This is a genomic window from Variovorax beijingensis, assembly GCF_007828835.1.
GTDB classification, from domain to species: Bacteria; Pseudomonadota; Gammaproteobacteria; order Burkholderiales; family Burkholderiaceae_C; genus Variovorax; species Variovorax beijingensis_A.
Window position 1 is genome coordinate 484,018 of the sequence record NZ_VIVL01000004.1, and the last position, 17,583, is coordinate 501,600.

The 17,583-nt window shown below is 67.6% G+C and carries 19 protein-coding genes and 1 pseudogene; 11 read left to right on the plus strand and 9 right to left on the minus strand.

Features of this window, described 5'->3' with window-relative positions; translation table 11 throughout:
* The first annotated feature begins 60 nt into the window (after positions 1–60).
* Complete coding sequence (locus FB547_RS15815) at positions 61–519, plus strand: MerR family DNA-binding protein (protein ID WP_145743723.1); 459 nt, start codon at positions 61–63, stop codon at positions 517–519.
* Positions 520–521: 2 nt separating this feature from the next.
* Here the strand turns inward: FB547_RS15815 and FB547_RS15820 are convergent, their stop codons facing one another.
* The 3 genes and pseudogenes from FB547_RS15820 to FB547_RS15830 all read right to left on the minus strand — a co-directional run bounded on the left by FB547_RS15820 (position 522) and on the right by FB547_RS15830 (position 2,216).
* The gene (locus FB547_RS15820) at positions 522–980 is read right to left on the minus strand and encodes a GNAT family N-acetyltransferase (protein ID WP_145743725.1); all 459 of its coding nucleotides are present in this window, start codon (positions 978–980) and stop codon (positions 522–524) included.
* Between the two features lie 99 nt (positions 981–1,079).
* Positions 1,080–1,643: a hypothetical protein gene (locus tag FB547_RS15825; RefSeq protein ID WP_145743727.1), complete on the minus strand. Its 564-nt coding sequence runs from the start codon at positions 1,641–1,643 to the stop codon at positions 1,080–1,082.
* Positions 1,640–2,216: pseudogene (locus FB547_RS15830) on the minus strand (N-acetylmuramoyl-L-alanine amidase). Before FB547_RS15830 ends, FB547_RS15825 begins: the two are co-directional and overlap by 4 nt.
* Positions 2,217–2,481: 265 nt before the next feature.
* Between FB547_RS15830 and FB547_RS15835 the strand changes: the two are divergent.
* Positions 2,482–3,510: an aldo/keto reductase gene (locus tag FB547_RS15835; protein ID WP_145743729.1), complete on the plus strand. Its 1,029-nt coding sequence runs from the start codon at positions 2,482–2,484 to the stop codon at positions 3,508–3,510.
* Here FB547_RS15835 and FB547_RS15840 read toward each other — a convergent pair.
* The gene (locus FB547_RS15840) at positions 3,507–4,400 is read right to left on the minus strand and encodes a LysR substrate-binding domain-containing protein (protein WP_012748096.1); all 894 of its coding nucleotides are present in this window, start codon (positions 4,398–4,400) and stop codon (positions 3,507–3,509) included. The genes FB547_RS15835 and FB547_RS15840 overlap by 4 nt on opposite strands.
* Positions 4,401–4,487: 87 nt before the next feature.
* On the opposite strand from FB547_RS15840, the gene FB547_RS15845 reads away from it, so the two are divergent.
* Positions 4,488–5,660, plus strand: a complete 1,173-nt coding sequence (locus FB547_RS15845; RefSeq protein ID WP_145743731.1) for an NAD(P)/FAD-dependent oxidoreductase — start codon at positions 4,488–4,490, stop codon at positions 5,658–5,660.
* A 57-nt stretch (positions 5,661–5,717) separates the two neighbouring features.
* Positions 5,718–6,749, plus strand: a complete 1,032-nt coding sequence (locus FB547_RS15850; protein WP_145743733.1) for a class I fructose-bisphosphate aldolase — start codon at positions 5,718–5,720, stop codon at positions 6,747–6,749.
* A 3-nt stretch (positions 6,750–6,752) separates the two neighbouring features.
* Here FB547_RS15850 and msrA read toward each other — a convergent pair whose 3' ends face one another.
* From msrA to FB547_RS15875, 5 genes are all read right to left on the minus strand, one after another.
* The gene (gene msrA / locus FB547_RS15855) at positions 6,753–7,454 is read right to left on the minus strand and encodes a peptide-methionine (S)-S-oxide reductase MsrA (RefSeq protein WP_145743735.1); all 702 of its coding nucleotides are present in this window, start codon (positions 7,452–7,454) and stop codon (positions 6,753–6,755) included.
* 95 nt (positions 7,455–7,549) lie between these two features.
* Complete coding sequence (locus tag FB547_RS15860; RefSeq protein ID WP_145743737.1) at positions 7,550–9,064, minus strand: alpha/beta hydrolase family protein; 1,515 nt, start codon at positions 9,062–9,064, stop codon at positions 7,550–7,552.
* 183 nt (positions 9,065–9,247) lie between these two features.
* The gene (locus FB547_RS15865; RefSeq protein ID WP_225612985.1) at positions 9,248–10,147 is read right to left on the minus strand and encodes a transglutaminase family protein; all 900 of its coding nucleotides are present in this window, start codon (positions 10,145–10,147) and stop codon (positions 9,248–9,250) included.
* Between the two features lie 33 nt (positions 10,148–10,180).
* Positions 10,181–12,040 carry an FAD-dependent 5-carboxymethylaminomethyl-2-thiouridine(34) oxidoreductase MnmC gene (gene mnmC / locus FB547_RS15870; RefSeq protein ID WP_145743741.1) on the minus strand — a complete coding sequence of 620 codons (1,860 nt, stop codon included), beginning with the start codon at positions 12,038–12,040 and terminating at the stop codon, positions 10,181–10,183.
* 7 nt (positions 12,041–12,047) lie between these two features.
* The gene (locus FB547_RS15875) at positions 12,048–12,320 is read right to left on the minus strand and encodes an oxidative damage protection protein (RefSeq protein ID WP_012748083.1); all 273 of its coding nucleotides are present in this window, start codon (positions 12,318–12,320) and stop codon (positions 12,048–12,050) included.
* A 136-nt stretch (positions 12,321–12,456) separates the two neighbouring features.
* Here FB547_RS15875 and FB547_RS15880 point away from each other — a divergent pair, with 136 nt between their 5' ends.
* From FB547_RS15880 to ssuC, 7 genes are all read left to right on the plus strand, one after another.
* The gene (locus tag FB547_RS15880) at positions 12,457–13,497 is read left to right on the plus strand and encodes a sulfate ABC transporter substrate-binding protein (RefSeq protein WP_145743743.1); all 1,041 of its coding nucleotides are present in this window, start codon (positions 12,457–12,459) and stop codon (positions 13,495–13,497) included.
* Positions 13,498–13,548: 51 nt separating this feature from the next.
* A complete protein-coding gene (gene ssuE / locus FB547_RS15885; protein WP_145743745.1) occupies positions 13,549–14,133 on the plus strand; it encodes an NADPH-dependent FMN reductase in 585 nt (194 codons plus the stop codon).
* Between the two features lie 120 nt (positions 14,134–14,253).
* On the plus strand, positions 14,254–14,388 hold the full coding sequence (locus tag FB547_RS33605) for a hypothetical protein (RefSeq protein ID WP_261380295.1): 135 nt from the start codon (positions 14,254–14,256) through the stop codon (positions 14,386–14,388).
* A 34-nt stretch (positions 14,389–14,422) separates the two neighbouring features.
* Complete coding sequence (locus tag FB547_RS15890) at positions 14,423–15,379, plus strand: sulfonate ABC transporter substrate-binding protein (RefSeq protein WP_145743747.1); 957 nt, start codon at positions 14,423–14,425, stop codon at positions 15,377–15,379.
* The gene (locus FB547_RS33330; protein WP_186454174.1) at positions 15,379–15,528 is read left to right on the plus strand and encodes a hypothetical protein; all 150 of its coding nucleotides are present in this window, start codon (positions 15,379–15,381) and stop codon (positions 15,526–15,528) included. Before FB547_RS15890 ends, FB547_RS33330 begins: the two co-directional genes overlap by 1 nt.
* A 22-nt stretch (positions 15,529–15,550) precedes the next feature.
* On the plus strand, positions 15,551–16,720 hold the full coding sequence (gene ssuD, locus FB547_RS15895; protein ID WP_145743749.1) for an FMNH2-dependent alkanesulfonate monooxygenase: 1,170 nt from the start codon (positions 15,551–15,553) through the stop codon (positions 16,718–16,720).
* A gap of 8 nt (positions 16,721–16,728) precedes the next feature.
* Positions 16,729–17,583 carry an aliphatic sulfonate ABC transporter permease SsuC gene (gene ssuC / locus FB547_RS15900; RefSeq protein WP_145743751.1) on the plus strand — a complete coding sequence of 285 codons (855 nt, stop codon included), beginning with the start codon at positions 16,729–16,731 and terminating at the stop codon, positions 17,581–17,583.

Sequence of the window (17,583 nt, forward strand, 5' to 3'; positions counted from 1 at the left end):
TTGACTCTCCCACGGTGTGAAGGCCAAGACTCCGTTCTTTGGCTTTCGAAGGAGAACTCCATGGAACACCCCATGGCACTGGCTGTTGGGGCGCGCTTGTCTGTTGCCGAGGTTGTTGCCCGGTCCGGCGCGTCCGCGCAATTGCTGCGCGACTGCGAGTCGCTCGGGCTGCTCGACGGCATGGCGCGCAACGAAGAGGACGGCCGCCGCTATGACAAACGCGCCGTGTCCACACTGCGCTTCGCGCGAAGGGCGCACGCGCTGGGATTCGAAACACCGGAAGTCGCCGAGTTGCACGCGCTGTGGCGCGACGGGCATCGCGCGAGCTTCGATGTGAAGCGCATCGCGCTCGAACGGGCCGACGATCTGGCCCAGCGGATCGAGGAGCTCGCGCACATGCAGCGATTGCTGGAGCGCCTGGCCCACTGCTGCGACGGCGACGGTTGCCCGGAATGTCCCATCCTGGATGAGCTGGCCGGGCTCGAGGGGTTCGCCGGCTGCGAGGCGCGACGCGGGTAAGGTTACGGCGCCGCCTTCTCCTTCTGCATGAACACGCTCAGCGGATCGTCGGGATAGTCGCCGAAGCGCTCGCGCCGCGCATACCCCGCACGCGCATAGAACGCGAGCGCCTCGGGCTGGCGCACGCCCGTCTCCAGCCGGAACACGGCGCATCCGCGCGCCGCCGCTTCGGCTTCGAGATAGCCCAGCACCTTCGCGGCAACGCCTTGGCCGCGGTTCTGCGGCCGCACGTACATGCGCTTGAGTTCGCCATAGCCGGGGTTCATGACGAGGGCGCCGCAGCCGATGGCCGTGCCCGCCTCGTCGCGCGCGACCGCAAAGAGCACGTGCGCCGCCGACAGCGCCGCAATGTCGATGCCGTAGTGGCTCTCGGGCGGGTACAGCGGCTTCTGGTATGCATCGAGGTCATTGATGAGCTCGATGACGTCGGGTTGGCCGGGGCGTTCAAGGGCAATGTTCATGCGGAGGGATTCCGTTGGTTCGCGGAATCTTATGGTGCTCCTGCGGCCAAAAGAAAACCCGCCGAGGCGGGTTTGGGAGGTTTGGCCGTGGTTGGCGCGTCAGGGCTTTTCGCGGCTGGCCCGGAACCACTTCAGCCGGCGCTCCACCTCGTCAGGCGGAAACTTCCCTTCAGCCGCCAGTTTCCTCAGTGCTCGCTCGTGCGCTCGATACTGCGCGTCCTTCAAGAGTGCCATCTTGCGCTCACCGCAAGGAGCGCAATCGTAGAAGCCCGGTGGACTGGCCGCGAGCTTCATCTTCGCGTCGTACTCTTGGGTGTTGATCCGCCCTGTGGGTTCAACGCCCATGGCGAGGACCTTCCCGTTCTGGAAGGTAACGAGCGCGCTCCCTTTACACCCTGTGGTGTCGGTGTTTGCGGGGTTGTAGGCCTTCCACGGAACTCTGCGCATGTGCTGCAAGGCATGGCGGACATCCTCTTCTGTCAACACGACGTCGTCGCAGTCCAGGACATCCTTGTTTTCCCAGGCAGTTTGGCCTGAAGGTTCTGTAATCTCCACTTTCTCCACATATGCAAGGGAATAGCGCCTGTCGGCTGCCTGCGCCGGAGATGCGATCGCGGCCAGGATCAGCGCCGCCACGGTCACGCGAATGTGGGTTTTGCTCATGGCGTTGGTACGGGCGGATTCCAGTTCGCACCCTGGGCTTCCGTTGGATTCTTTCTGCTGACTACGGGATGACGAAAGATTTCACTCGAAGGAATCTGCATGGAATCTTCGAGCGCCTTGACAAGCCACGAGAGATAGATTTTGAGCTGCAGTCGGGGTACCGAATATGCCGAATTCACCTCGTTGTTTTTCGAGCGGCCACTTTGCTGTTTCACCTGGTGGCTTGAATCCTACCGGCAGCGTTGCCCTGCCAACCATCTCTATCCCGATGGCCTCCATGTTGCTCGGATAACGTGCCAGACATCTCGCCTTCAGCGGCCCCACGTGATTCGTGCGCTGATAGATCGCCGCGGTCTGATAGATCGTCCCATCCGTATCGATGAGAAAGTGTGCGCCGTTCGCCTTCGGGCGCTTGTAGCTGTTCAGTGAAGACGCCGAGGTATCGGCGTCGGTTTGATGCACGACGATGCCCGTGATTGCACTGGTCCGCCTGCCTCGTTCGATTTCGGGGCTGCGAGCATTTCTGACTCGCGCGTGATTAATCATTCCGTTTGCGTCAATTTCGACAAGCATGCGGTTCCTCCTGAAAATTTATTAGTTGTCGATTCTCTTGAGAGGCGTTTCTTGCGAGATCAGATGCCACACAGATCACCACCTCGCGGCACATGCTACAGGCCACCGAAGGGGTTTCTGTGAAGGCTTTGTCAACTACTCCTGGCCAATGCTGCAAAGCCCATTCGCCCGGATGGGTTCATCGCTTGATCCAACAATGGCCGCCGACAAGCCGGTCAACCTTTCGGCTTTCTTCCTGAATCTGCAATTGCGAAGGAGCAGCACCTTGGAATACCGTCACCTCGGAAAATCAGGCCTCAAGGTCCCCGCATTGAGTTTCGGCACCGGCACTTTCGGCGGCAAGGGCGAGCTTTTCAGCGCCTGGGGCCAGACCGACGTGGCCGAGGCGCGCAAGCTGATCGACATCTGCCTGGAGGCGGGCGTCAACATGTTCGACAGCGCGGACATCTATTCGGCCGGCGCGGCCGAGTCGGTGCTCGGCGAGGCGATCAAGGGCCGCCCGCGCGACCAGATCCTCATCTCGACCAAGGCCACCTTTCGCAGCGGCGAGGGGCCGAACGAGGTGGGGTCGTCACGCCACCACCTGGTGCGCGCGGTCGATGGCGCGCTCAGGCGGCTGGGCACCGACTACATCGACTTGTTCCAGCTGCATGGCTTCGACGCGAGCACGCCGGTGGAGGAGACGCTGTCCACGCTCGACGACCTGGTGCGCGCGGGCAAGCTGCGCTATGTGGGCGTGTCGAACTTCTCGGGCTGGCACCTGATGAAGTCGCTGGCGGTGGCCGAACGCCACGGCTACGCGCGCTACGTGGCGCACCAGGCCTACTACTCGCTGGTCGGGCGCGACTACGAATGGGAACTGATGCCGCTCGCGCAGGACCAGGGCGTGGGCGCGGTGGTCTGGAGCCCGCTGGGGTGGGGCCGGCTCACCGGCAAGATCCGCCGCGGCCAGCCGCTGCCGGCCACCAGCCGCCTGCACGTGACGGCCGACATGGGGCCGCCGGTGCCCGACGAGCTGCTTTTTCGCGTGGTCGATGCGCTCGAGAAGGTCGGGGCCGAAGTCGGCAAGACCGTGCCGCAGGTGGCGCTCAACTGGTTGCTGCAGCGGCCGACCGTGTCGAGCGTGGTCATCGGCGCGCGCGACGAGGCGCAGCTTCGCCAGAACCTGGGCGCCGAGGGCTGGAAGCTCACGCCCGCGCAGGTCGCCGAGCTCGATGCGGCCAGCGCCACGACGCGCGCCTATCCGTACTGGCACCAGCAGGGTTTCCTGGAGCGCAATCCCAACCCGGTCTAGGACGGCGCGAGTCCGAGCACCCAGCGCTCGAAGTGCTCCAGCGCCCCGGAAGCCGGCCGGCCCTCGGGATAGGCGAAGTAGTAGCCCTGGCGCACTTCCAGGTGCCGGTCGATCGGGATCACGAGCTCGCCGGTGCGCAGCTCGCGCTCGATCAGGATGCGCGGCGCGAGGCCCACGCCCATGCCGGCGGCCGCGGCGGCGGTCACCATGGTGAAGAGCTCATAGCGCGGGCCGCGCGAGGCGTGCACCGTGTAGTCCCAGCCCTGCTGCGCATACCAGTCGCGCCAGGCATGGGCGCGGGTGCCCAGGTGCACGTGTCGGCAGCGCTCGAAGGCCGATTCGTCCCACGGCCCGTTGGCGTCGCGGAAGGCGGGGCTGCAGACCGGCACCATCTGGCCCTCGGAAAAGATCAGCCCGCCCTGGGTGCCGGGCCAGAACTGGTCGCCGAAATAGATGGCCGCGTCGTAGGCGTTTTCCTGGAACGAGAAGGGCTGCGAGCGCGCCGAGAGGTTGACGGTGATGTTGGGATGCCGCCGGCTGAAATCGGGCAGCCGCGGGATCAGCCATTGCGTGGCGAAGGTGGGCACCACGGCCACTTCGAGCACGAAGCCCATGTCGTGGCCGGCGCTGATCTCCTGCGTGTCGCGCCGGATCTGGTCGAGGTGGCGGCGGATGCGCGCCGCGTACTCGCGCCCGGTGTCGGTGAGCGTGAGGCGCCGCCGCACGCGCGAGAACAGCGCCACGCCCAGCCGCTGCTCCAGCGTGGCCACCTGCCGCCCGACGGCGCTTTGCGTCAGCGCGAGTTCGGCCGCCGCGCGGGTGAAGCTCCCCAGGCGCGCCGAGGCCTCGAAGGCCTGCAAGGCACCCAGGTTGGGAATGTCTTTTCTCATCGTTGCTATTCTGCGTGCCGGGCTCGCGGTTTTTTGCGGCGGCTTGCGCGGATTGGACCTGTCGGCGAACAGCAAGAAAGGAATTTCATGCGTCGTGTGGTGATCATCGGCGGCGGTGCCATCGGCTCCGCCATCGCCTATTTTCTCAACCGGGATCCGCAGGAGGAACCGTTCGACGTCACCGTGGTCGAGCGCGATTTTTCGTACACGCAGGCTTCGTCGGCCTTGTCGGCCAGTTCGATCAGGCAGCAGTTTTCGAGCGCCATCAACATCGAGATGTCGCTCTACGGCATCGACTTCTTCCGCCACCTGGGCGAAAACCTGCGCGTCGGCGACAACGTGCCCGACATCGGGCTGGTCGAGCCGGGCTACCTGTACCTGGCGCCGCCGGAGGGCCTCGACGTACTGCGCGAGAACCACTCGGTGCAGAAGGCGCACGGCGTCGACGTGGTCCTGCTGGCGCCCGACGCGCTGCAGGCGCGCTTCCCGTGGATCTCGACCGAGGGCATTGCCCTGGCCTCGCTGGGCCTTTCGGGCGAGGGCTGGTACGACGGCTACAGCCTGTTGCAGGCCTTTCGCAAGAAAGCCATTTCGCAGGGCGCGCGCTATGTGCAGTTGCAGGCCACGGGATTGAAGCGCAGCGGCCGCGCGGTGGCGGGCGTGGAACTGGACATCGGCAACCTGCTGGAGGCCGACGTGGTGGTCAACGCCGCCGGCGCCTGGGCTGCCAGGGTGGCGGGCTGGGCCGGCATCGATCTGCCGGTGCGCGCGCGCCGCCGCATGGTGTTCAGCTTTTCGTGCCCCGAGACCCTGCCGGGCTGCCCGCTGGTGATCGACACTTCGGGCATCTGGCTGCGCCCCGAAGGCCGGCGCTTCATCTGCGGCTTTGCGCCGCCCCAGGACCGCGACCGCGACGACGCGCCGCTCGAAGTCGACTACCGCGTCTTCGACGATTTCATCTGGCCCGCACTGGCGCGCCGCGTACCGGCCTTCGAAGCCATCCGCATGACCGGCGCATGGGCCGGCTACTACGAGATGAACCTGTTCGATCACAACGCGATCCTCGGCCTGCATCCGGACTGCGACAACCTGTTTTTCGCCAACGGCTTCTCCGGGCACGGGCTCCAGCAATGCCCGGCTGCCGGGCGCGGCGTGGCGGAACTCATCCGTTATGGCGAGTACCGCAGCCTCGACCTGTCGCCGGTGTCGTTCGCCCGTATTCTCGAGAACCGGCCGCTGGTCGAGAAGAACGTGATCTAGCCTCGGCGCGGGTGGAGGCGTACGATCTTTTGCCAAGCAAGCGAGGGTCTCAGCATCATGACTGCACAGGCATTGGTCGACACCGCCCGGGCGCTGGTCGCCGGCGACAAGGGCTTGCTCGCGATGGACGAGAGCAACGCCACCTGCCACAAGCGCTTCGTGAAACTGGGCATTCCCCAGACCGAGGACGCGCGGCGCGACTGGCGCGAGCTGATCGTCACCGCGCCGGGCCTCGGCGCCTGCATCAGCGGCGCGATTCTCTTCGATGAAACCATCCGCCAGCGAACCAGCACGGGCGCATCCTTCGTCTCGGTGCTCAGCGGCGCGGGCATCGTTCCCGGCATCAAGGTCGACACTGGCGCGAAGCCGCTGGCGGGCCATCCCGGCGAGACGGTCACCGAAGGCCTGGACGGCCTGCGCGAACGGCTGGCCGAATATGCCGGCATGGGGGCTCGCTTCGCCAAATGGCGCGGCGTCATCACGCCCGGCCTCGGCCTGCCCAGCCGCGCATGCATCGAGGTCAACGCCCATGCGCTGGCCCGCTATGCGGCCCTGTGCCAGGAGGCCGGACTCGTTCCCATCGTCGAGCCTGAAGTGCTGATGGAAGGCGACCATTCCCTCGCGCGCTGCGCGGAAATCACCGAAGAGACGCTGCACGCGGTGTTCGCCCAGCTGCGCCTGCAGGGCGTGCTGCTCGAAGGCATGCTGCTGAAGCCCAACATGGTGCTGCCGGGGCAGGACAGCCCGAAGCAGGAGAGCGTGGAAGAAGTCGCCGACGCTACGGTGACCTGCCTGCTGCGCACCGTGCCCGCGGCCGTGCCGGGCATCGCTTTTTTGTCGGGCGGCCAGTCGGCACAGCTTGCATCGGCCCGGTTGAACGCCATGAATGCGAGATCCGGCTCGCGCCTGCCGTGGGCGCTGGCGTTTTCCTATTCGCGCGCGGTCCAGCAGCCGGCGCTCGACGCCTGGAAGGGCGATGCCGCCAACGTTGCCGTGGCGCAGCAGGCGCTGGTGCACCGCGCCCGCTGCAACCAGGCTGCGCGCCGCGGCGCCTACGATGCGCGGGCGGATGCGCCGACGCCAGGCTGAGCTTCAGCCGCCCTTTGCCGCATTCACCAGCACGGGCGTCGGCCGATAGCTCTCGGGAAACAGCTTCTTGAGGCCTTCGATCTTCGGCAGATCGTTGAACACGATGTATTCGTTGCCTGGATGGCGTGTGAGGAAGTCCTGGTGATAGGCCTCGGCCGCATAGAACGGCTTCCCCATCTCGATGGTGGTCGCCAGCGGCTTGCCGAAGGTCCTGGCCTGGTTCAGCTGCACGATGTATGCCTTCGCGATGTGGGCCTGTTCGGCGTTCTCGGCAAACACGGTGGAGCGGTATTGAGGCCCTGTGTCCGGTCCTTGCCGGTTCAGCTGGGTCGGGTCGTGCGCCACCGAGAAATAGATCTGCAGCAGCTTGCCGTAGCTGATCTGCCGCGGGTCGTAGGTGATGCGCACCGCTTCGGCGTGGCCGGTGCGGCCCGAGCCCACGTGCTCATAGCGCGCCGTCTTCGCGTCGCCGCCGGCATAGCCCGACACGGCGTTGTTCACGCCCTTGACGCGCTGGAACACGCCTTGCACGCCCCAGAAGCAGCCGCCGGCGAACACGGCAGTGTCGTACTTCATGGTGGGCGAGGCCGGCAGGTCGATCGCGGGTGCCGGCACGCGCCGGGCCGGCTCTGCGAACGAAGGCGCGGCATGCCAGGCCAGCGCCGCGGCGGCGAGCATGCCGGCGGTGAGTGCGGGGAATCTCATGGGCTGTCCTTGAAGAAGGCTGGATGCCAGGCCGATGGGAGCGACATTGCCGCTGATTCCAGCCCACGTCAATGTTCGGCTGCCGATCACATCGCTCAGGGCGGGCAGGGGCGTGCGGCGGCCGCGCCCGGACGCGTGGCCTTGCTGGTGCTGCTTTCGTCCACCGTGCCGAGCGGGCGCGTGAACGTGCAGCCATAGGCCGGGTCCGCCACCGTGGCGGCGGTGACCACGTCGTCGCCCGCCGGCTTCACGCCGTCGCGCTCCCACTTGACCATGGCATCGAAGGCCTCGACCTGTTCGGCGATCGTGAAGTCGCAATGCGAGATGCCGCGCACGGCGCGCTGCACCAGCCAGCCGCCGTTGCCCTTGGCCGCCACGCGCTGGTGGTAGATCTGCTCCATGCTGAAGGGCACGTACAGGTCGCCCAGCGTGTGCAGCGTGACCACCGGGATCCTGAACTCGCCGTTGGCCTTGGGAATCCAGCGCAGGCCATCGGTGCGCAGGCGGTTGGCGTCGGCCGCCGCGCTGAGCTTGAGCACCGAGGCATTCAGCGCCGTGGTCCCCGGCACATCGCCGTCGATGGTGTAGGTGAAGCGGTTGGTGTCGAGCGTGCTCCGGTTCAGGATGCCGTTGACCGTGCCGTCGCTGCCGAACACTCCCCATACCGCCGCGAACGAGCCGCCCTGCGTGAAGCCGAGGTCGAACATCGGCCGCTCGCCGCCCGTGAGGTTCTTCACCACCGAGCCGAACTTCAGGCCGGTGGCCGTGGGCGTGCCCGGGAAGGCGGTGTACAGCGTGCCCGTGACCTGCGCCCGGATGTCCAGCCAGTTGACGGTCGGGTACTTCGGCAGCCCCGCGAGCGCCTGCGCGGCGACCTGCGCGCCCGCGAAGTAGTCGAACAGCTCGGTGTCGCCCATCACGCCGCACATCGGCACCGCGCCGTGGTACTTCAGCTTGTGGTTGGCAGTGGCGAAGGCCTCGTCCTCGATGGCCGCCGCCGTGATGTGGCCGCCCATCGAATGGCCCGTGATGTAGATCCTCGAGGGCGCCGCGAGCTCGCGGCCGTTGGCCTTGGCGATGGCATTGAACTGCAGGGCCAGCGCGTTGGTGTCTTCCACGCCCGCGCGCACGTCGTAGAAATTCTTGCTGTAGCTCGAGGCGGCCCAAGCGTAGCCGTTCTGGATCAGGTGGCGCCGGATGGAGGGGTTGTTCACCTGCAGCACGTTGCTTTCCCCGGCGTAGCCGTGCGCGTACATCACGAGCTTGCCGTTCCAGTTGGCGGGCACCTCGACGTGGTACTGCGCGCCGCCGAGCATGCCGGCCCAGCGGCTGGTGGTGGTGTTGTCGACGGTGTCGCCTGCATCGGGAGCCAGCGCCGCGAAGGTGGTGGCCGCGGGGTCGGCGGGGGCGAAGGAGTTGCGGCTGTCCTGCAGCCGCGTTTCTTCGGGCGGCGGGGGTGGCGCAGGTGGAGGAGGCGGCGCCGGCGGCGCGGGTGCCGGCGCCGGCGGCAGTGGGGTGAAGGCGAAGCCGTTGCCGCCGCCGCCCCCGCCGCAGGATGCGACGGCAAGGCTGGCTGCAAGGGCAAGAAATGTCAGGCGCGCGGAATGCATGGGATGTCTCTCTCTGTTCTTGTGTTGTTGGGAAGAAGCCCGGCGCAGCACAGCCTTGCGCGGCCGTAGAGAACGACCGTGCTATTTCGCTGGACCGGCGGCGCAGCGTAGGGGCGTTGCCGGGCGCACCGGCCCGGGCTTTCCCGTAGCTGCTATCTCCTGCGCGACACCGCGCGCGGCGTGTCAGCCCTTGCGGCGCGTCACCACCACCGTGGCTTCGAGGCCGTCATAGGCCTCGGCATCGCCATACCAGCTGCCCGAGATCGGCGCGGCCTGCGCCGGGTCGCGCGTGACCCCGACGCGGATCAGCTGGCCGCTGCCCATGAGGTTGTTGGTGGGATCGAAGGCGAGCCAGCCGATGCCCGGCAGGTAGGCCTGCAGCCAGGCGTGCGTGGTGCCGGCGCCGGTCATCGATTCGCCGGGCGCCTGGGCCGCGCGGTCGAGCGCGGCGTCGTACAGGTAGCCCGAGACGAAGCGCGTGGCAATGCCCAGGCGCCGCGCGGCCTCCATCATCAGCAGCGCGTAGTCGCGGCAGCTGCCGCTGCCGAGCGCCAGCGTCTGCAGCGGCGTCTGCGTGCCTTCCTCGTCGCGTGCCTTGTATTCGAGGCTCTGGCCGATGTGCGCGTTCATGCGCGCGAGCACTTCGCGCGTGCTGTTGGGCTGGTCGATGTGCAGGAACTGGTGGGCCCAGCGGATCAGCGTGCCGTTGGCATCGTCGTCGTGGTGCGGGCGCAGGTAGTGCTCGAGGTCGAGGCGCTCCTGCACCGAATAGGCGAAGGGCAGGAACTCGGCGGCCGGATCGAGCGCGAGCTGGTCCTGCTGCGCCGGCACGTGCTCGATGGTGAAGGAGCACACGATGCGCAGCTCCGTGGCCTCGCCCATGGGCTGCACCAGCGCGACCGAGTTCGAATGCGGGTCCTGGATCAGCCGCGTGAACGACTCGGGGCTCACCTGCAGGTCGGTGGCGAGCACGCGCAGGTCGTGGCTGTCGCGCGGACGGAACATCACCCGGTGCAGGCCGAAGGTGACCGGCTTCCTGTAGCGGTAGACGGTGGTGTGGATGATGTCGTATTGGATGGCCATGCGCTGCATTCTGGGGCCTTGGCGCGGCAGCGCCTACGCTTGCGTTCGATCGGTCGCGAGCGCCTTGGCCAGATTGGCCGGCAGCGGCAGCGGCTCGCCATGCCATTGCGCGGCCAGCAGCTCGGCGCACAGGGCCGCGAAGCTCAGGCCGCGCGAGCCCAGCGCGGTGCAGGCCCAGGGAGCGGGTGCATCGGACGCGCCATCGGCATCGAGCGGGCCGATCAGTGGCCGGCGGTCGCCCGATGCGCAGCGCACGCCGACCCAGGCGCGGGCCTCGCCGCGGTCGAGGCTCGCGGCCAGCGCGGCGGCCGCGGCGGGGTGCAGCCGCTCCAGGCGCTCGCGGTTGGCGGCGGCATCGGCGCTGCTCGCCTCGAGCTTGGTGCTGTCGCGGTCGAAGGTGGCGCCCGCCAGCCAGAGTTGGGCACCGTTGTCGGTGGGTACATGCGCGATCAGGTGGCCATCGCCATTGATGGGGGTCGCGGGCAGCCCCTCATCCGCAGCCATGGCGCCCCACATGACCTGGCCGCGCACGGGCTGCAGCGGAAGCCCTGGCGCGAAGCGGCCGGATTCGAAGCCCGCGGCGACCACCACGCGTTCCGCCTCGGCCAGCAGCTGGTCCGCCGCATCGAACAGCTGCCATGCGCCGCCGCCGTGCGCCATGCGCGCCACCCGTGCGTTGCCGCGGAACTCGATGCCCGGCCCGCGCAGCCAGGCCGTGATCAGCCGATGCGGCCGCACCCAGCTCGCGCGCGCATGCCAGAGGGCCGGCGCATCGGCCGGCAAGCGGGCCTGTGCCAATTGGGCGGCGCTCGCGGGCCACGACTCGTTGGGGCCGCTGTCGCTCCAGCCGGCGGGCACGCGCGTGCCGCCCTCGGGCCGGCGCTCCAGCACGCCGCTGGCGCGCCAGTCGCGGCCTTCCTCCAGCAGCCGTTCCAGTTCATGCCAGGTCGCGCGGATGCCGGCACGCGTGAGCCGCGACAGCAGGGCATCGTCGGGCGAGACATGCGGTGCCATCACGCCGGCCGGCAGCCCGGAGGCACCGGCGGCGGGGTGGCCCGCCGCGTCGAGCACCGTGACCTGCCATCCGCGCCGCGACAGGCTGGCGGCCACCGCCGCGCCGGCCAGCCCGGCACCGATCACGGCGCAGCGGCCCGGCGATTCGACGTGCCCGGGTGCGGGGCCGCGGCGGCGAACCGTCCAGGCCGGCGCGAACACGCCGCCCAGGCAGTCGCGCTTGGGCGGCAGGCCCGGCCGCCTTTCGAGCTGGAAGCCGTTCTGGGAGAGCGCATCGCGCACCGCACGTGCATAGGTCCAGGTGGCCAGGCCGGTGCCCTGGCGCGCAAAGCGCGACACCGCCTTCAGCGTGTCGGGCGACCACATCGCGGGGTTCTGCTGCGGGCTGAAGCCGTCGAGGAAGATGCTGTCGGCCTCGAAGCGCTGCGCGCGCAGCATCGCCTGCACGTCGCCGATGCACAGCGTGAGCAGTACGCGGCCGGCGTCGAAGGCCAGCCGGTGAAAGCCCGGCAGCAGTCCGTGCCACTGCGCGGCCAATTGCTCGGCCAGCGGCATCAGCTCCGGATAGGCTCCGGCGGCGCGCAGCAGGTCTTCGGGCCCGACCGGGTGGGCCTCGATGGAGACGAAGTGCAGCATCCGCGGCCGGTTTGCGTCGGCGCGCCAGGCTTGCCAGCTTGTCAGGAAATTGAGCCCCAGCCCGAATCCGGTTTCGAGAATCCGCCATTGAGGGAGTCCGGACCAGGCGGCGGGCAGGCCACAGCCGCCCAGGAATACGTGGCGCGACTGCGCCAGTGCCCCGGTTTCGGTGTGGTAGATGTCGCCGAAGCGCTCGCTGTGCGGCACGCCGTCGGCGCGCCAGGCGACGGGCTCGGCGGCCAAGGCGGACTCAGTTCGAGGGGGGGACGTAGCCCTGCGCGACGTCCGCGCCTTCGCCGAAGAAGTGCTTTTCCATCTGCCGGGCCAGGTACTGGCGGGCGCGCAGATCGGCCAGATTCAGCCGGTTCTCGTTGACCAGCATGGTCTGCTGCTTGAGCCAGGCGGCCCAGGCTTCCTTGCTGACGTTTTCCCACAGGCGCTTGCCCAGCTCCCCGGGATAGGGCGGGAAGTCGAGCCCTTCGGCCTCTTTGCCGAGCTTGATGCACTGAACCATGCGTGCCATTTTGATTGCCTCTGGTGGGGAAAGCGGTTGCTTAGTTGATTTGGCTATTTAGAACTGAGAACTCGGTCGTTCCAGTTTCCATATGTCGTATTGAGAATACGCAGCTTCATTGATATGCCTTTTTGAGCAAGACACCATGAGCCTTCGCCGCGACTTTATCAAGCTTTCCCTGGGTGCCGGCGTGGCCGGTGCCATGGCCCTGACGGCATTGCCGTCGTTCGCGCAGCAGGGCGCGGCGCCCGTGACGCTGCTCAACGTGTCGTACGACCCGACGCGCGAACTCTATGTCGACTACAACCGCGCGTTCGCCAAATACTGGAAGGGCAAGACCGGGCAGGACGTGACCATCAAGCAGTCGCACGGCGGCTCGGGCAAGCAGGCCCGCTCGATCATCGACGGCATCGATGCCGACGTCGCCACGCTGGCGCTGGGCGGCGACATCGACGCGCTCGCCACGCACGGCGGGCTCGTCAAGGCCGACTGGCAGAAGCGCCTGCCGCAGAACTCGGCGCCCTACACCTCGACCATCGTGTTCCTGGTGAAGAAGGGCAACCCCAAGGGCCTGAAGGACTGGGACGACCTGGTCAAGCCCGGTGTGCAGGTGATCACGCCCAACCCCAAGACCTCCGGCGGCGCGCGCTGGAACTACCTGGCCGCCTGGGAATTCGCCAAGCGCAAGTACGGCAGCGACGCCAAGGCCAAGGAATACATCGGCAGCCTGTTCAGGAACGTGCCCGTGCTCGACACCGGCGCGCGCGGTTCGACCATCACCTTCGTGCAGCGCGGCGTGGGCGACGTACTGCTGGCCTGGGAGAACGAGGCCTTCCTGGCGCAGAAGGAATTCGGCGCCGAGAAGTTCGAGATCGTGGTGCCGTCGATTTCGATCCTGGCCGAGCCCACCGTGGCAGTGGTCGACAAGGTGGTCGACAAGAAGGGCACCCGTGCGGTGGCCGAGGAATACCTCAAGTACCTGTATTCGGACGAAGGCCAGGACATTGCGGGCCGCAACTTCTACCGCCCGACCTCGGAGAAGGCCAAGGCCAAATACGACAAGCAGTTTCCCAAGCTCACGCTGGTGACCATCGACCAGGCCTTCGGCGGCTGGGCCAAGGCCGACAAGGAGCACTTTGCCGACGGCGCTTCGTTCGACCAGATCTACACCGCCAAGCAGAAGTAATTCGCCTCGCTCCCTCGAAGCGCACTCCCGAAGAAAAACCGAAAGCCTCTTGTGTCCGTTCTCCTGATTGCCGGCAGTCCCTCCGCACCTTCTCGTTCCACCGCCTTGCTCGAGGCCGTGGGCGAACGGCTGGCCGGGCGCGGCGCGCGTGTCGAGCGGCTCGCGATCCGCGAACTGCCGGCTCAGGCGCTGCTCCTGGCCGACTGGAACCATCCGGCCATCGAGCGTGCGATTGCGCAGGTGGCGCATGCGCGCGTAGTCGTGGTGGCGACGCCGGTCTACAAGGCCGCCTACAGCGGCGTGCTGAAGGTTTTTCTCGATCTGCTGGCGCAGAACGCGCTCAAGGGCAAGACCGTGCTGCCGCTGGCCACCGGCGGCAGCCCGCACCACATGCTCGCGCTCGACTACGCATTGCGGCCGGTGCTGCATGCGCTCTCGGCGCGCCATATCCTGCCGGGTGTCTATGCGACCGATTCGCAGATCACGCTGACGCCCGAGAACGCCTACCAGGTGCATGCCGACCTGGCTGAGCGGCTCAACGAAGCCGTCGAGGTGCTCACTACCGAAGGACTGAAGCTGCCGGCCACGCATGGCTTCGAGCCCGTGCCTTTCTCCAGGGTGCGATGTAGCGTCTAGAACGGGTTCCTGATCGAACCCGAGTCCGGCCAGCCCCATTTCCTGTTCCCGTTTTTTCAAGTCGCCGCTGCGCGGCGAGGGCGCAGCTTTGCCTGAAGTTCTTGCACAAGGAATCCACCCATGAACCCCGTTGCCACCGAAGACTCCGCGCTCGACACGCAGCCGCGCTCCATCTGGAAGGCGCTGCGGGACCTGGCCATCAGCACGATCGTGGTGACCGCCATCGCGCTCATCGTCGGCTTCATCTCGGCCTGAGGCCGCCTCCACCCGCATTCGAAAAGGACAGCCCATGACTTTCCTCTCCCTCCCGCGCCGCCGCCTGCTGCAGGGTGCCGCCGCCGCCATCGCAGTGCCTTCCTTCGCCGCGCTGGCCCAGGCGCCGGCGCGCCAGTTGCGCATCGGCCACCAGAAGGGCGCGCTGAGCATCCTCAAGGGCCGCGGCACGCTCGAGAAGCGCCTGGCCCCGCTCGGCGTGGCCGTGAAGTGGACCGAGTTCACCGCCGGCCCAGTGCAACTCGAGGCACTGAACGTCGGCTCCATCGACTTCGGCGACGTGGGCGAGGCGCCGCCGATCTTCGCGCAGGCCGCGGGCGCGCCGCTGGCCTACGTGGCCACCACGCTGCCGCGGCCCCAGTCGGAAGCGGTGCTGGTGCCCAGGGGCTCGGCCATCCGGACCGTGGCCGAGCTGAAGGGAAAGAAGGTTGCGCTCAACAAGGGCTCGAACGTCCACTACTTCATCGTCAAGCTGTTCGAGAAGCATGGCCTTGCCTACAGCGACCTGAACCTCGTCTTCCTGCCGCCGGCCGATGCGCGCGCGGCCTTCGAGAAGGGTTCGGTCGATGCATGGGTGATCTGGGACCCGTTCCTTGCCGCCGCCGAAAAATCGCTCGAGGCCCGCGTCCTGGCCGACGCGACCGGTGTGGTGGGCAACCGCGGCTACTACTTCTCGTCGCTCGGCTACGCCGCAAAGAACGCCGACGTGCTGGCCATCGCGATCGAGGAGATCAACAAGGTCGACGTCTGGGGCACCGCCCACAGGAACGATCTTGCCGCCGAGTTCGCTGCCCTGTGGGGCCTGCCGAAGCCGGTGGCCGAACTGACGGTGGCGCGCGCGGCCTATGGCACCAGTCCCATCAGCAAGGCTGTGCTCGCCGAGCAGCAGAAGATCGCCGACACCTTTTTCGACCTGAAGCTGATCCCCCGAAGGATCAGCGTGCTCGAGGCCGCTGCGGCGGGCATCGCGTGATGCAGGAAGCCTTGCGCCATCGCGCCGCCCGCGTGCTCGCCACGACCACGCGCGCCTGGGGCATTGCGGAGCCGCGGCGCCTGCGGACTGCATTGCCGCGCTCGCGCTGCGCGCTGCCCCGCGTGCGCGGCGTCTTCTTCGCCATTTGACGCAGCACCACCGAAAGACGACATGCAGATATTCTGGTTTCTCCCCACCCATGGCGACAGCCGCTATCTCGGCACCAGCGAAGGCGCGCGGCCCATCGACCTGGCCTACCTGCAGCAGATCGCGGGCGCGGCCGACAACCTCGGCTACGAAGGCGTGCTGATTCCCACCGGCCGCTCGTGCGAAGACCCGTGGGTGATTGCCTCGAGCCTGATCGGCGCGACGAAGAAGCTCAAGTTCCTGGTGGCGGTGCGGCCCGGCCTGCACCAGCCCAGCCTGGCCGCACGCATGGCCGCGACCTTCGATCGCCTGTCGGGCGGCCGCCTGCTGGTGAACCTGGTCACCGGCGGCGACCAGGCCGAACTCGAAGGCGACGGCGTGTATCTCGACCATGCGGCGCGCTACGAGCAATCGGCCGAGTTCATCCGCATCTGGCGCGAGATCCTCGCGCGCAGCCATGGCGGCCAGGCCTTCGACTACGAAGGCCGGCACCTGAGCGTGAAGGGTGCGAAGCTGCTCTATCCGCCGGTGCAGGAACCCTATCCGCCGGTGTGGTTCGGCGGCTCGTCGGCTGCCGCGCACGAGCTTGCGGCCGAGCAGGTCGATGCCTATCTCACCTGGGGTGAGCCGCCCGCCGAGGTGGCCAGGAAGATTGCCGACGTGCGCAACCGCGCCGCGCGCAAGGGCCGCACGGTGGAGTTCGGCATCCGGCTGCACGTGATCGTGCGCGAGACCGACGACGCCGCATGGAAGGCCGCCGAGGAACTGATCAGCCGCGTCGACGACGAGACCGTGATCCGCGCCCAGGCCGCCTTCGCGCGCATGGATTCCGAAGGCCAGCGCCGCATGGCCGCGCTGCATTCAGGCGGCGCGAGGCGCTCGCGCGCCGAGCTCGAGATTTCTCCCAACCTCTGGGCCGGCGTCGGCCTGGTGCGCGGCGGCGCGGGCACCGCGCTGGTGGGCGACCCGCAGACGGTGGCGGCGCGCATCGAGGAATACGCGGCGCTGGGCCTGGACAAATTCATTCTCTCGGGCTACCCGCATCTTGAAGAGGCCTACCGCTTCGCCGAGCTGGTGTTCCCGCTGCTCTCGCGCAAGGCACAGGCACGGCTCGCGGGCGGATCGCTGAGCGGGCCGTTCGGCGAAGTGGTCGCCAATCTCGATGCGCCTTCGCGCCTCGTTTCCCAAAGCTGAGGAACTTCATGACGGAACAAGTACAGGAACTGCCGGCGGTTGCGCCTTCTTCGGAAGAAAACGCCGGCGGCGCGCTCAAGGCCTTCGGCGCCAGCGTGGTGGTTCGGCTGGTGCCGTGGCTGGTGCCGGTGGGACTGATCGTCTTCTGGCAGATCGCTTCGTCGCTGGGCTGGCTCTCCACGCGGGTGCTGCCGGCGCCGGTGGACGTGGTCAAGGCTGCCTGGGCGCTGGCCGTATCGGGCGAGCTCTGGACGCACGTCAAGGTGAGTGCGGGCCGTGCGCTCGCGGGCCTCGCCATCGGCGGCGGAACGGGGCTGGTGCTGGGCCTCTTGACGGGCTCGGTGAAGTTCTTCGAGACGCTGCTCGACTCGACCATCCAGATGGTGCGCAACATTCCCGCGCTGGCACTCATTCCGCTCGTGATCCTGTGGTTCGGCATCGACGAGTCGGCCAAGCTGTTCCTGATCTCGGTGTCGGTGTTCTTCCCGATCTACCTCAACACCTTCCACGGCATCCGCAACGTCGATCCGCAGCTGATCGAGATGGGGCGCACCTACGGCCTCTCGCGCTGGCAGCTGTACCGCGAGGTGATCCTGCCCGGCGCGCTGTCGTCGATCCTGGTGGGCCTGCGCTTTTCGCTGGGGCTGATGTGGGTGATCCTGATCGTGGCCGAAACCATCTCGGCGCAGGCCGGCATCGGCTACCTCACGATGAACGCCCGCGAATTCCTGCAGACCGACATCGTGCTGGTGGGCATCCTGCTGTATGCGCTGCTCGGCAAGCTGGCCGACCTGTTCGCGCGCGGGCTGGAGCAATGGTGGCTGCGCTGGCATCCCGGCTATCAGAAAAAGACGGCGAAGTGA

Coding starts and splice junctions, on each gene's coding strand:
- FB547_RS15815 (WP_145743723.1), top strand. CDS start 61: ATGGAACACCCCATGGCACTGGCTGTTGGGGCGCGCTTGTCTGTTGCC.
- FB547_RS15820 (WP_145743725.1), bottom strand. CDS start 980: ATGAACATTGCCCTTGAACGCCCCGGCCAACCCGACGTCATCGAGCTC.
- FB547_RS15825 (WP_145743727.1), bottom strand. CDS start 1,643: ATGAGCAAAACCCACATTCGCGTGACCGTGGCGGCGCTGATCCTGGCC.
- FB547_RS15840 (WP_012748096.1), bottom strand. CDS start 4,400: ATGAGAAAAGACATTCCCAACCTGGGTGCCTTGCAGGCCTTCGAGGCC.
- FB547_RS15845 (WP_145743731.1), top strand. CDS start 4,488: ATGCGTCGTGTGGTGATCATCGGCGGCGGTGCCATCGGCTCCGCCATC.
- FB547_RS15850 (WP_145743733.1), top strand. CDS start 5,718: ATGACTGCACAGGCATTGGTCGACACCGCCCGGGCGCTGGTCGCCGGC.
- msrA (WP_145743735.1), bottom strand. CDS start 7,454: ATGAGATTCCCCGCACTCACCGCCGGCATGCTCGCCGCCGCGGCGCTG.
- FB547_RS15860 (WP_145743737.1), bottom strand. CDS start 9,064: ATGCATTCCGCGCGCCTGACATTTCTTGCCCTTGCAGCCAGCCTTGCC.
- FB547_RS15865 (WP_225612985.1), bottom strand. CDS start 10,147: ATGGCCATCCAATACGACATCATCCACACCACCGTCTACCGCTACAGG.
- FB547_RS15875 (WP_012748083.1), bottom strand. CDS start 12,320: ATGGCACGCATGGTTCAGTGCATCAAGCTCGGCAAAGAGGCCGAAGGG.
- FB547_RS15880 (WP_145743743.1), top strand. CDS start 12,457: ATGAGCCTTCGCCGCGACTTTATCAAGCTTTCCCTGGGTGCCGGCGTG.
- FB547_RS33605 (WP_261380295.1), top strand. CDS start 14,254: ATGAACCCCGTTGCCACCGAAGACTCCGCGCTCGACACGCAGCCGCGC.
- FB547_RS15890 (WP_145743747.1), top strand. CDS start 14,423: ATGACTTTCCTCTCCCTCCCGCGCCGCCGCCTGCTGCAGGGTGCCGCC.
- FB547_RS33330 (WP_186454174.1), top strand. CDS start 15,379: ATGCAGGAAGCCTTGCGCCATCGCGCCGCCCGCGTGCTCGCCACGACC.
- ssuD (WP_145743749.1), top strand. CDS start 15,551: ATGCAGATATTCTGGTTTCTCCCCACCCATGGCGACAGCCGCTATCTC.
- ssuC (WP_145743751.1), top strand. CDS start 16,729: ATGACGGAACAAGTACAGGAACTGCCGGCGGTTGCGCCTTCTTCGGAA.